Raw genomic sequence first — 13161 nt, 5'->3', positions numbered from 1 at the left:
ACCTCTCGGCCGGACAGGCGTAGCCTTTATTTCCGCTGTCCATCACCTTGTGAAGCGGAAGAGGGCGGTTGCCGCCGTGTCGTCTCAGTCCCCCAGTACCCCGAGCTCCCCGACCGACCAGGACGGGCAGGGCAAGAGCCCCGCAGCCGCCTTCGGTGCCAATGAGTGGCTCGTCGACGAGATCTACCAGCAGTACCTCCAGGACCCGAATTCGGTCGATCGTGCCTGGTGGGACTTCTTCGCCGACTACAAGCCCGGAGCGTCGGAGACCCCGACCGCCCCGGCTTCCACCCCACCGAGCGCCCCCGCGGCGCAGCAGGCGGGCCCCGCACAGGCCGCGCCTGCCGCTCCTGCGGCCGTTCCCGCTCCCGCGCCCGCTCCGGTCTCGGCTCCGGCCCCCGCGGCCGCTCCGGCGCCCGTGAAGGCCGCCGCGGCCCCGGCCGCGCCGGCCGCCGCGAAGCCCGCCGCCGCGCCCGCCCCGGCGGCCAAGGCCGCTCCGGCCGCCGCCAAGCCCGCGGCCGAGGCCCCGGCCGGCCCCGAGCTGATCACGCTGCGCGGCCCCGCCGCCGCGGTCGCGAAGAACATGAACGCCTCCCTCGAGGTGCCGACGGCCACGTCCGTCCGCGCCGTCCCGGTGAAGCTGCTCTTCGACAACCGGATCGTGATCAACAACCACCTGAAGCGCGCCCGGGGCGGGAAGATCTCCTTCACGCACCTCATCGGCTACGCGATGGTGCAGGCGATCAAGGCCATGCCGTCGATGAACTACTCCTTCGCGGAGAAGGACGGCAAGCCGACCCTGGTCAAGCCGGAGCACGTGAACTTCGGTCTCGCGATCGACCTGGTGAAGCCCAACGGCGACCGCCAGCTCGTCGTCGCGGGCATCAAGAAGGCCGAGACGCTCAACTTCTTCGAGTTCTGGCAGGCGTACGAGGACATCGTCAAGCGGGCCCGCGTGGGCAAGCTGACGATGGAGGACTTCACCGGCGTCACGGTCTCCCTGACCAACCCCGGCGGCCTCGGCACCGTCCACTCCGTCCCGCGTCTGATGCCCGGACAGTCGGTCATCATGGGCGTCGGCTCGATGGACTACCCGGCCGAGTTCCAGGGCACGTCGCAGGACACCCTGAACAAGCTGGGCATCTCCAAGGTCATGACCCTGACCTCGACGTACGACCACCGTGTCATCCAGGGCGCCGCCTCCGGCGAGTTCCTGCGCGTCGTCGCCAACTTCCTCCTCGGCGAGCAGGGCTTCTACGACGACATCTTCAAGGCCCTGCGCATCCCCTACGAGCCGGTCCGCTGGCTCAAGGACATCGACGCGTCCCACGACGACGACGTCACCAAGGCCGCGCGCGTCTTCGAGCTCATCCACTCCTACCGGGTCCGCGGCCACGTCATGGCCGACACCGACCCGCTGGAGTACAAGCAGCGCAAGCACCCCGACCTGGACATCACCGAGCACGGCCTCACCCTGTGGGACCTGGAGCGGGAGTTCGCGGTCGGCGGCTTCGCCGGCAAGTCGATGATGAAGCTCCGCGACATCCTCGGCGTCCTGCGCGACTCGTACTGCCGCACCACCGGCGTCGAGTTCATGCACATCCAGGACCCGAAGCAGCGCAAGTGGATCCAGGACCGCGTCGAGCGCCCGCACTCCCGCGTGGAGCGCGAGGAGCAGCTGCGGATCCTGCGCCGGCTGAACGCCGCGGAGGCCTTCGAGACCTTCCTGCAGACGAAGTACGTCGGCCAGAAGCGCTTCTCCCTGGAGGGCGGCGAGTCCGTCATCCCGCTGCTCGACGCGGTCATCGACTCGGCCGCCGAGTCGCGCCTCGACGAGGTCGTCATCGGCATGGCCCACCGCGGCCGGCTGAACGTCCTGGCGAACATCGTCGGCAAGTCGTACGCGCAGATCTTCCGCGAGTTCGAGGGCAACCTCGACCCGAAGTCGATGCACGGCTCCGGCGACGTCAAGTACCACCTGGGCGCCGAGGGCACCTTCACCGGCCTCGACGGCGAGCAGATCAAGGTCTCCCTCGCCGCGAACCCCTCGCACCTGGAGGCGGTCGACCCGGTCCTGGAAGGCATCGTCCGCGCCAAGCAGGACGTCATCAACAAGGGCGGCACGGACTTCACCGTCCTGCCCGTCGCCCTGCACGGTGACGCGGCCTTCGCCGGCCAGGGCGTCGTCGCCGAGACGCTGAACATGTCGCAGCTGCGCGGCTACCGCACCGGCGGCACGGTCCACATCGTCATCAACAACCAGGTCGGCTTCACCGCCGCCCCGGAGTCCTCGCGTTCCTCGATGTACGCGACCGACGTGGCCCGCATGATCGAGGCGCCGATCTTCCACGTGAACGGCGACGACCCGGAGGCCGTGGTCCGCGTCGCGCGGCTCGCCTTCGAGTTCCGCCAGACGTTCAACAAGGACGTCGTGATCGACCTCATCTGCTACCGCCGCCGCGGTCACAACGAGGGCGACAACCCGCAGTTCACCAACCCGCAGATGTACAACCTGATCGACAAGAAGCGTTCGGTGCGCAAGCTGTACACCGAGTCGCTCATCGGTCGCGGCGACATCACCCTCGAAGAGGCGGAGCAGGCGCTCCAGGACTTCCAGGGCCAGCTGGAGAAGGTGTTCGCGGAGGTCCGCGAGGCGACCAACGCCCCGGCGACGGCGACCGTGCCGGACGCCAAGGCCGCCTTCCCGGTCAGCGTCACCACCGCGGTCTCCACCGAGGTCGTGAAGCGGATCGCCGAGTCGCAGGTCAGCGTCCCGGAGCGGATCACGGTCCACCCGCGTCTGATGCCGCAGATGCAGCGCCGCGCCGCCTCCGTCGAGGACGGCACGATCGACTGGGGCATGGGCGAGACCCTCGCCATCGGCTCGCTGCTGATGGAGGGCACCCCGGTCCGGCTGTCCGGCCAGGACTCCCGCCGCGGCACCTTCGGCCAGCGTCACGCGGTCCTGGTGGACCAGGAGACCGGCGAGGACTACACCCCGCTGCTCTACCTGGCCGAGGACCAGGCCCACTACAACGTCTACGACTCGCTGCTCAGCGAGTACGCGGCGATGGGCTTCGAGTACGGCTACTCGCTGGAGCGCCCGGACGCCCTGGTCATCTGGGAGGCCCAGTTCGGTGACTTCGTCAACGGCGCGCAGACCGTCGTCGACGAGTTCATCTCCTCGGCCGAGCAGAAGTGGGGCCAGACCTCCGGCGTCACGCTGCTCCTGCCGCACGGCTACGAGGGCCAGGGCCCGGACCACTCGTCCGCGCGCCCGGAGCGCTTCCTCCAGATGTGCGCCCAGGACAACATGACGGTCGCCATGCCGACGCTGCCGTCGAACTACTTCCACCTCCTGCGCTGGCAGGTCCACAACCCGCACCACAAGCCGCTCATCGTCTTCACCCCGAAGTCGATGCTGCGTCTGAAGGCCGCGGCGTCCAAGGCGGAGGAGTTCACCACCGGCGGCTTCCGCCCGGTGATCGGTGACGCGACGGCGAACCCGGCGGACGTCCGCAAGGTCGTCTTCTGCGCCGGCAAGGTCTACTACGACCTGGAGGCCGAGCGGCAGAAGCGCGGCGACACGGAGACCGCGATCATCCGCCTCGAGCGTCTGTACCCGCTGCCGGGTGCCGAGCTCCAGGCCGAGATCGCCAAGTACCCGAACGCCGCGAAGTACATCTGGGCGCAGGAGGAGCCGGCGAACCAGGGTGCGTGGCCGTTCATCGCGCTCAACCTGATCGACCACCTGGACCTTGCGGTCGGCGCGGACATCCCGGCGGGCGAGCGCCTGCGCCGGATCTCGCGTCCGCACTCCTCGTCCCCGGCGGTCGGCTCGGCCAAGCGCCACCAGGCCGAGCAGCAGCAGCTGGTCAACGAGGTCTTCGACGCCTGATCGTCGCCCTCGGAGCACGTACGGAGGCCCGGCACCCCGCTTGGGGGTGCCGGGCCTCCGGCGTGTGCGGGTGGGATCAGAGGTTGGCCTCGAAGTCCCAGTACGGGCGGTTGCGCTGGCGCGCCGAGAGGGTGTGCGGGTGCTGGGCGCCGAGCGTCCTGGTGAGGGTGAGCAGGGCGTCCTCCTCCAGCTTCGCGGCCTCCTCGGTCTCGCGCAGTCCGCGCAGGTCGGTGGCGAGCGAGACCTGGCAGGAGAGGGTCAGCGGGTGCTCGGAGCCCATGACGTGCCGGGCCCTGCGCAGGGTGTCCCGGCTGAGTTCCGCGGCGTCGGACACGCGCCCGTTGAAGTTGCGGGCGGCCGTGGCGTTGAGGGCGCAGCCGAGGACCCAGGGGTGGTCGGGTCCGAGGGCGGCGGTGAGTCCGGCGAGCGCCGCCTCCAGCATGGTCATGGCTTCGGTGCGCTCGCCCGCGGACTGCATCACGAGGGCGGTGTTGGCGAGGACGCCGGTGGAGACGGGGTGGGCGGGGCCGAGCAGGGCCCGGTAGCCGGCCTCGGCCTCGTTGATGAGTTCGCGGGCCCGGTCGAGGTCACCGTGTTCGCGCAGGTAGTTGGCGTAGTTGGTGACCGCGGAGAGCGTGAGGTAGTGGCCGCGTCCCTGGGCCTGTTCGAGGTGGTCGAGGACGCCGGCCATGACGGCGCCGATGTCGTCCTTGAAGCCGCCTTCGCGGCGTCGGCAGAGGGCGAGCTGGCTGCGCGCGTAGAGGGTCTGCTGGTGCTGGGGGCCGAGGATCTTCACATGGAGGCGGACGTTGGCCTCCTGGCGGCCGAGGGCCTCGCGGTAGCGGCCGAGCAGCCGGAGGTCCTGGGCGACCGCGTTGTTGGAGTTGAGGGTGGAGGGGTGGTGGGGGCGCAGGATGTTCTCGCAGCGGGAGAGGGTGTCGGCGTCCTGCTCGTGCGCCTCCTGGTAACGGCCGAGCATCCGCAGGACGACGCCGACGTTGTGGCGGGCGGCGAGGGTGAGCTGCTGGGTCTCGCCGAGGAGGCTCTGCGCCTCGGCGAGGACCTCGCGCTGGAGGCGTTCGGATTCCTTGTACTGGCCGAGGAAGCGGAGGTCCCGGGCGATGCAGATCTTGGACTTGAGGTCGCCGAGCTCGTCGGGGTGGTCGGCCGCGGCGAGCAGGTTGCGGCGGGCGAGGTCGAGTTCGTACGCCTCGCGGAAGCCGCCGCTGCGGCGCAGGATGTCGCCTTCCACGGTGGTGAGTTCCTGCATGTGCGGGGAGAGCGGGTCCATGAAGCCGGTCCAGTTGCCGCGGATGCGGCCGGCGAGGCGGGTGCCCGCCTTGTACTCGCCGCTGCGGTCGCAGTAGCGCAGGCAGTTGAGGACGGTGGTCTGGATCCTCGGGTCGGTGCTGCGCAGTGCCCCGGAGGGCTCCAGGTGGGGCAGGAGTTCGGAGTAGCGGGGCCAGTTCCGGCTGTCCGTCGGGTTGCCCGGGTCGGCCTCGGCGAGCAGCGTCCGGACGGCCTTGCGGTGGGCCTCGCGGTGCTCGCCGTCGGTGAGCCGGGAGACGATGTCGTGCACGAGCCGGTGCATGTGGATCGACTCCTGCTGCGGTACGGCCTCCTCGCTGGTGACGGGGCCGCGGGTCTCCCGGGTGAGCACCGAGTAGTTGACGAGGGTGTCGAGGGCCCGGGTCCAGGCGGGCAGGTCGGTGGCCATCCACCGCAGGTCCTCGGGGAGGGAGGCCTGGGGGTGGGCGCGGACGATGCCGAGGGGGATGCGGCCGGGGGCGAAGGAGGCGCAGAGGCTGAGGATGTCGATGGCCTGGGGCTGGGCGCGCCGGAGCCGGTTGATCAGTATCGACCAGGAGGTGAGCGAGGTGTTGGGCATGCCGTCGCCGGTGCTCGGCTCGTCGACGGTGGAGAGCCGTCCCTCACGGACCATGCGCAGGTACTCGGATGCCTCCATGCCGGACTCGCCGAGCCAGGCGGCCGCCTGGACGAGGGGCAGGGGTACGTCTCCGAACTCGGCGGCGACCTCGTCGGCCTCGACGGCGGTGATGTGCGGGGCGCGGCGCATCAGGTAGCCGGTGGACTCCGCGCGGTCGAAGTTGCGGACCGGGAGCACGTCGGTGTGTTCGCGCCAGCCGTGGTTGCGGGAGGTGATGAGGACGTGTCCGGGTCCCTGCGGGACCGTGACGTCGACGTCCCTGATGTCGTCCCAGCCGTCGAAGACGACGAGCCAGCGGCTGTGCGGGTCGCCTCGGCGGAGGGCCTCGCGGACGGCGCGGATGCGTTCGCCCGGCTCGCTGCCGGTGGGCAGTTCGAGGGCGGCGGCGAGTTCGCCGAGGCGGTCGCGCTGGATGTTGCGGTCGTCGGAGCTGACCCACCAGATGACGTCGTAGTCGGAGCTGAAGCGGTGGGCGTACTCGGCGGCGATCTGGGTCTTGCCGATGCCGGACATGCCGAGGAGGGTGTACGCGGCGTTGCCGCGCTCGGCGTCCATGAGCCGTTCCTGGAGCTCGGTGAGGAGGTCGTCGCGGCCGGTGAAGCGGGGGTTGCGGCGGGGTACCTCGCCCCAGATGTCCGGCGGGGTCTCGGGGTAGCGGACGAGGGCGCCCGGCGCGATCCGGCGGGCGGGGGAACGGCGCGGTTCGATGTCGAGCCTGCTGAGGAGCCGGGCCTCCGCCTCCTCCTCGCCGACGCCCCAGAGGCTGACCGGTTCGAGGACGGCCGTGGAGGGGAGCAGGGTGCGGTTGGTGAGGTTGACGGCGGCGAAGCGGTCGGCCTGGCTCGCGACGAAGCCGCGCAGGACGTCGTTCCACTCGCCGGCGGGCCGGGGGCCCAGTTCGAAGAACCAGTCGTCGAGGACGAGGAGGACCCTGCCGCGGGCGAGGAGCAGATCGCCGAGGGAGTCCTCCAGGGGGACCTCGCGGGGCGGGTCCCAGCGTTGCAGGGTGGCGCGGACGCCGTGGGTGTCGAGGCGCTGGTTGATCCAGGCCGCCCACGGCCGGTGGTAGCCGGGAAAGACGACGAGGACGTGCTCGGGAGCCGCTCTGCCACCGTGGTCCGCCGAAGCGCCGCCCGACCGCTGTTCCGCCATGTGTGCATCTCCCGTCCCGCTCACGCGCCACGCAGTGTCATGTGTCGTGGGCACAGTGTTACGCAAGGGCTCGCCGGCCGGAGCTGAGGCTCGCAAGGTGCTTCCTCATTTGCCGGGCGAACTCCCTTCCCTCATTGGTCAGTTCATCGGATTCAAGCAGTATCGCAAGGGCTTCGACCACCTGATCGTGGACATGGTCGAAACGTTGTGCGGACCGTACGCGCCACTGCTCGGGCACCCCGGAGGCGCGGCCGACCCCCGCCGCCCGCTGCCACAGGTCGGCGAGCGCCAGGTGGGCGTAGACCCCCTGGAGGACGCCGGCGACCGGGCGGGCGTCCGTGCGCCAGCCGACCCGGTAGGTGGGGGCGGCCCCGTCCGGCGGGTGGGGGCGGTGGAGCGGGACCAGCTCGTGGAGCGTGGCGAGCTTGCTGTGGTGCAGCTCGTGGACCAGCGTCTCGGCCATGTCCGCGGCACCGGCGGAGGGCGTCATGAGGACCGCTCCGGGGGCGGCGCTCAGCGTGGCTCCGATGGCACGCGCCCCACGCGGGACGAGGGGCACGACGGCGTCCACCGAGCGGCCCACCTCGACGGCCCGCTCCCGGTCGGTCCCGCGCAGCAGACGGCGGGCGGCGGTCCATCGGGCGGCCCAGCCGGCGTGGTCGGTGTCGGTGTGGTCGGCCGCGGCCCGGGCCGGGATGCCCATGTCCGGCGGCAGCCGGTACGGGTCGAGGTCCTCCAGCCGGGTGGCGCCGCCGGGGAGGGCGCGCAGCCCGCGCCAGCCGGGGCCGCTGCCCGTCAGGGTCGTCGCGGGGCCGTTCGCGCGGCGGCGGAGCACGGCGCGGGAGCCCGTACCGTCCCCGCCCCCGATCCGTACCGCGCGGGAGCGGGCGTCGATCCGGAGCCGGCGCGCGCCGCCCGCCTCCACCCGGCCGACGCCGGGGAGCGGGAGCACTCCGCCGGGGACCTCGACGACCAGGTCCACCGACAGTCCGGCGCGCAGGGCCGCAGTGACGGCGAGGAGTTCGAGATGGGCGAGGTGGCGGTCGAGGCCGGCCCCGAGCGGCTCGGTGAGCGCGGCGGCGAGCCAGGCACCGGTGGTCGGGTAGTCCAGGACGACGCGCACGACGTCCGGGCGGACGCGCTCGGCCCGTTCCAGCAGGAGCCAGCCCGCCTCGAAGCCGCGCAGGACCGCGGGCGCCACCGTCTCGCGGTGACGCTGGACCCGCACCAGGAGGGTCTTGAGCAGGAGCAGCCGACGGGCGTGGAGCCCGGCCCGCAGAAAGGACGCCCCGGCCGGTCCGGGGCGTGTGGTGGCGAGACCCGCGAGCACCGCCGGGTCCGGCGGGGCGGTGATCACCCCCGGCTCCGGCCGCGGGACCGGCCGCCGGGTGGACCGGACGGCGCGGACCGGGCCGAGGCGCCGAGGGGCGACCGGCCGCCTGGTGTCGATACGGCCGAAAACGATCGCCGTGTACGGGCGTCCCGCGGGTGCGCCCGGCGGTCAGCCGATGAACTCGTCCTCTTTCCAGGACTCGACGAGATCCGAGGGGCGGAGCAGCACTCTCTCCACCGCGGCCCCGAGAGCGGCATCGTCCGTGACCCGCAAGGTCCGCAGGTCGACGGCCGCGAGATCGGACAGTTGCGGAGACCAGACGGCATCTCGGCCGACACCGGTCGCCCACCCCGTGTGCTCGAACACTCTCGGCTCCTCCTCACCGACGCTGTCCCCCACGGTCGTAGCGGTGCGGCGGTTCTTCCCGACGCCAGGAGACCGGAAACCCATTCGATTCAACTGCCCCCATGTGCGCCCCCGTTATCCAGCCGTCCAGGACCACCACGGGGGCATGACGCGGCGGCGCTCCTCGGGCGTGAGCGGTACCCCCTCGCTCACCCGGGCGCTCTCCACCTCCGCGAGCAGCTCACGGGTCCGCTCCACGTCGTCCCAGTCGACCTCCAGCAGCTCCCCCGTGAGGCGCCGCCACCGCGTCGTCGCCGCGAGCAGCGCCGCCCGGGCCCGCGCCGGGCGGCCCATCAGGACGAGCACCGCCCCCTGGGCGTGCAGCGCGCGGGCGCCGGTGACCGTGCCCGGGTCGTCGCCGTGGGCGGCGCGGGACTCCTCCCCGGCGTTGCGGTAGGCGGCGAGCGCGTCGCCGATCACCCCGTCCCGCGCGGTTTCGGCCAACTCCAGGCAGACCCTGCCCAGTTGCAGCCACACCTCGGCACGTCGTCCCGGATCGTGGGTGCCCCGGAGCGCCTGTTCGAGCACATGGCGGCTCTCGAAGAGGTCGGGCAGGAAGCCGGCGCGGTGGAAGCGGAGCGCGAGGACGGTGCCGATCAGGGTCCACGCCCGCGCGCGCTCGGGCGCTCCGGCGGGCAGCCGGGTCAGGGCCTCGCGCAGGACGCCCTCGGCCCGGTCGACCGGTGCCGTGCCCGTACCCGCCGCGGCCCGCCGCAGCAGCGATCCGCCCCAGGTGAGCAGGAGCTGTCCGCGCTGCTCGCTGTCGGCGGGGGCGAGCAGGGTGGCCTCCTCGTACGCCGCGTCGGCGGCGGCCCCGTCGCCCTCCGCGTCGTACAGCCGGGCGCGCGCGGTGGTGAAGCGGAGCCGCAGGGCGCGCGCGTCGCCCAGGAGGGGTTCGGCGCGGTCGAGCACGGGACCGATGCGGCCGGGGTCGGTCTCGGCGAGGTGGAGGGCGTCGGCGAGGTCGAGCAGGGCCGCGGCGCTCTCGTGGAGGGTGAGGGCGGCGGTGAGTTCACCCGCCGCCTCCTCGCCGTCCCCGCGCGCGAGGAGCAGTCTGCCGCGGCGCAGATGGAGGGTGTGGCGGGCGGTTTCCGGCCAGCGGTCGGCGTCCTCGGCGAGGGCGGTGAGGGCCGCGTCGAGATGACCGGTCTCGTCCGTGTCGCGCCACAGGGCGTGGTGGACGACGGCGAGTTCGAGCCGGGCCTCGGCCCATGCCTCCTCGCCGGTCCGGCTGAGCTCCCCGGCCCGTACGAGGGTGGCGGCGGCCTGGTCGAGGAGTTCGGGGCGGCGGCCGGTGCGCCGGGCGGCGGCGGTGCCGGCCTCGGCGTACAGGGCGCGGGCGAGGACGATCCGGGCCTCGACCGGTTCGGCCGGGAGCGCCGCCTCGGCGCGCTCGCGGGCCCCGGCGAGCAGGGCCGGGTCGGACTGGGCGCGGCCCTGCGCGAGGAGGCGGCGGGCCTCGGTGAGGGGGTCGGGGGTGACGAGGTCGGGATGGTAGAAGCGGAGCACGCGCGCGGGGATACGGGCGAAGAGTTCCGTCTCGGCGCGTTCCGGTCCGAGGGGTTCGTCGGTCGCCTCGGTCTCCTCCGGGAGGTCGGCGTCCCGGCCGGCCGTCCGGCCCGTCCCCGATCCGTGGCCGGTTCCGTCGCCGGGGTCGTACGCCGTGCCCTTCCCGGCCCCGGCGCCGGTCCCCGGCGCGGTGTCGGTGTCGGCACCCGCGAGGCGTGCCGCGGCGAGCGCCGGGAAGTTGCGCATGCCCTGGCCGAAATTGCGCTCCACGTACGTGGAGCAGTGTTTGAGGACGAGGGCGGCGGCGCTGGGGTCGAGCGAGCCGAGTAAGTGCTGCTGGATCCCGGGCGGGTAGCTGAAGCAGGGGTACGGGGTGGGGCCCGGCAGCCGTCGCAGGAGCCCGCTGAGGAGGACCTCGGCCAGCTCCATGGGGCCGGTGTCGGGCAGCATGGCGCGCTGCACGAGCTGCATGACGGGCAGGGTCAGCGGGGCGGCCGCGAGGTGGACGGCGAGGCGGAGCGCGCCGGGTGAGGCGCCGGCGCGGAAGGCGCGCAGGAGGTCCTCGTCGCTCCGGGCGGCGTGCGGGGTGCGGGGCCCGCGCGCCGTCACCGGCTCGGGGTCGAGCCAGGCAGCCCAGCCGCGGACGGCGTTGCCGCCGTGGCCGGTGTGGATCCGGGTCCAGGAGGCGAAGGCCTCGGGAGTCGGGGTGAGCACGGGGACGGCCCTGCGCCCCGGGACGACGGGCCCCCAGGGCTCGTCGTCGGAGTGGAAGACGGTGTGGCCGCCGGGGGTGGCGGAGCGCTGGAAGGTGCCGGGTTCGGCGGGGAGCGCGGTACGGGGCCAGAGGCGCGGCGGCAGCGGCTGGACGAGGGCGAGCGGGGAGTGGCGGGGCCACTGGCGCAGGAAGCGCTGGGCGTCGCCGCGCTGCCAGAGGGGTCCGACGCAGTCGCTGACGACCAGGGTGAACCGGTTGCCCGTGGGGTCGTGGAGCTGGTCGACGGGGCGCAGCCTGGGGCGGCCGTCGGCGCCGGAGGTGGTGGTGACGAGCGGGGGGCCGTCCCCGGTGTCGTACAGGCGGTGCACCTGGACGTCGCGGAAGGCGCCGGACTGCTGCCCGGCCTGGCGGAGTTCCTCGACCATCCGGCTCCAGACGACCATGGCGGGGCCGGTGTCCATGAGCAGCTGGATGTCGGGGCGCCGTGCCGCCGCGGGGCGCATGACGGGGGTGAGGATGCCGGCGGCGGCGCTGCGTTCGGCCGTGGCCTCCTCGTCGAGGACGCCCTCGCCTGGGCGGTGGGGGGCGAGGCTGTAGGCGCGCAGGGGGCGGAGGGCCTTCTGGAGGCCCAGCAGGCCGGGCAGGGCGTTGGCGCCGGGGGCACGGACGGGCAGGGTCGCGCCCCGATCCGCGGGCCCCGGGCGGGAGACTGTTCCGGCGGCGCCCGCGGCGTCGACTACTCCCGCGGCGCCCGCGGCCATGTGGAGGGAGACGGACTCCCCCGGGCCCCCGGTGCCTGCCGCCGGCTGCCCGTCCCCGCCGGTCTCGCCGCGGGTCGGGTCCGGCGTCCCGTTCGAGCCGTCCCCGGTCTGCGGGGTCTCCGGGGATTCCTCCGTCTCTTCGGGGTTCTCCTCCCCCTGCTGTCCTTCGGGTCCCCCCTGCCCCTCCTGGTCCGGCGGCGGGCCGGGAAGCCATTGGGCCAGCCAGAGGGCGTCCGCGACGTCCTCGGCGGTGGGGTCCTGGCCACCGGCCCGCAGTCTGCGGGTGAGTTCTTCCAGATGCATCCGGTGCATCCGATCGTCACCTCGGCTGATCGAGCGGTTGCATGAGCATGTCGGCGATGCGTTCCCTGGTGACCCGTTCGGCTCGGGAGGCGTGCTGGGTCAGATAGAGGGCGTTGAGGAGCTGGTCGGTGGCGATGACCTCGCCCGGCTCGCGGTTGAGGAAGCGCTGGACGAGGCCCTGCTCCCCGTCGCCCGCGACGGCCTCGCTGCCGAGGTGGGCCTCGATCATGGCGCGGAGCTGGTCCTCGCCGGGCGCTTCGAGCTCCAGGCGGATACAGCGGCGCAACAGGGCGGCGGGGAAGTCCCGTTCGCCGTTGGAGGTGAGCACGATGAACGGAAAGGTGGTGCAGCGGACCCGGCCGCCGAGCACCGCCACCTTGCGGCCGTCGTCGCTGAGCACCTCGACGACGGGCTCCCGGTCGGCGAGCCGCTCCAGCTCGGGAATGGCGAACTCGCCCTCCTCCAGGGCGTTCAGGAGGTCGTTCGGCAGGTCCAGGTCGCTCTTGTCGAGCTCGTCGATGAGCAGCACCCGGGGCAGCTCGGAGGGGAGCAGCGCGGTGCCGAGCGGGCCGAGCCGGATGTACGAGCCGATGCCGGCCGGGGCCGCGGCGGCGGAGCCGGGCGAACCGGCCTGGGCCCGCTCCAGCTGGACGTCCTGGAGGCGCCCGATGGCGTCGTACCGGTAGAGCCCGTCCTGGAGGGTGGTCCGGCTGACGATCGGCCACCGCAGCACGCGCCCGAGGCCCAGTTCGTGGGCCACGGCGTGGGCGAGGGTCGACTTGCCGGTGCCGGGGTTGCCGGTGACGAGGAGCGGACGCCGCAGGTACAGGGCGGCGTTCACGGCGTCGGTCTCGGCCGGCCGGGGGTGGTGGTTCTGGACGAGCCGGCGCTTGACGCCGAGCCGTCGGTCGGAGCCGGCCAGGGTGTCGTCGGCGCCGCCCGTGGAGAAGTCGCGCCAGGGCGGCGGGGCGGGCAGCCGCTGTATCTCGTCGTGCGGAAGACCGGCACCACGGTAGATCCGCCAATCGCTCACGATGGACTCCTCCTGGCTGTGGTGTCGATGCCGGGTCCGTCGACGGTACCGCCCGGGAGCGGGGCCTGCCGATGGCTTAATCGGACGGATCGCGGAGCCGTCGT

At 73.1% G+C, this 13161-nt stretch carries 6 protein-coding genes; 1 reads left to right on the top strand and 5 read right to left on the bottom strand.

What is annotated here, in order from left to right:
- Positions 1 to 76 precede the first annotated feature (76 nt).
- Positions 77 to 3898, top strand: a complete 3822-nt coding sequence (locus ACIP8Z_RS25260; RefSeq protein WP_402087102.1) for a multifunctional oxoglutarate decarboxylase/oxoglutarate dehydrogenase thiamine pyrophosphate-binding subunit/dihydrolipoyllysine-residue succinyltransferase subunit — start codon at positions 77 to 79, stop codon at positions 3896 to 3898.
- Between the two features lie 76 nt (positions 3899 to 3974).
- On the opposite strand, the gene fxsT is transcribed toward ACIP8Z_RS25260, so the two are convergent.
- From fxsT to ACIP8Z_RS25235, 5 genes are all read right to left on the bottom strand, one after another.
- Positions 3975 to 6998: an FxSxx-COOH system tetratricopeptide repeat protein gene (fxsT, locus tag ACIP8Z_RS25255; protein WP_402087099.1), complete on the bottom strand. Its 3024-nt coding sequence runs from the start codon at positions 6996 to 6998 to the stop codon at positions 3975 to 3977.
- Between the two features lie 58 nt (positions 6999 to 7056).
- Positions 7057 to 8355 (bottom strand): aKG-HExxH-type peptide beta-hydroxylase, encoded by a 1299-nt coding sequence (locus tag ACIP8Z_RS25250; protein ID WP_402087096.1) that lies wholly within the window; start codon positions 8353 to 8355, stop codon positions 7057 to 7059.
- A gap of 144 nt (positions 8356 to 8499) precedes the next feature.
- Positions 8500 to 8697 (bottom strand): hypothetical protein, encoded by a 198-nt coding sequence (locus ACIP8Z_RS25245; protein ID WP_318209188.1) that lies wholly within the window; start codon positions 8695 to 8697, stop codon positions 8500 to 8502.
- Between the two features lie 114 nt (positions 8698 to 8811).
- Positions 8812 to 12024 (bottom strand): SAV_2336 N-terminal domain-related protein, encoded by a 3213-nt coding sequence (locus ACIP8Z_RS25240; protein WP_402087094.1) that lies wholly within the window; start codon positions 12022 to 12024, stop codon positions 8812 to 8814.
- 16 nt (positions 12025 to 12040) lie between these two features.
- A complete protein-coding gene (locus tag ACIP8Z_RS25235; RefSeq protein WP_402087091.1) occupies positions 12041 to 13057 on the bottom strand; it encodes an AAA family ATPase in 1017 nt (338 codons plus the stop codon).
- Between the last annotated feature and the right edge of the window lie 104 nt (positions 13058 to 13161).

This window comes from Streptomyces sp. NPDC088553 (assembly GCF_044752965.1).
Taxonomy (GTDB): domain Bacteria; phylum Actinomycetota; class Actinomycetes; order Streptomycetales; family Streptomycetaceae; genus Streptomyces.
Note: the sequence above shows the minus strand (reverse complement) of the source record. Positions and strands in the feature narration are given on the sequence as shown.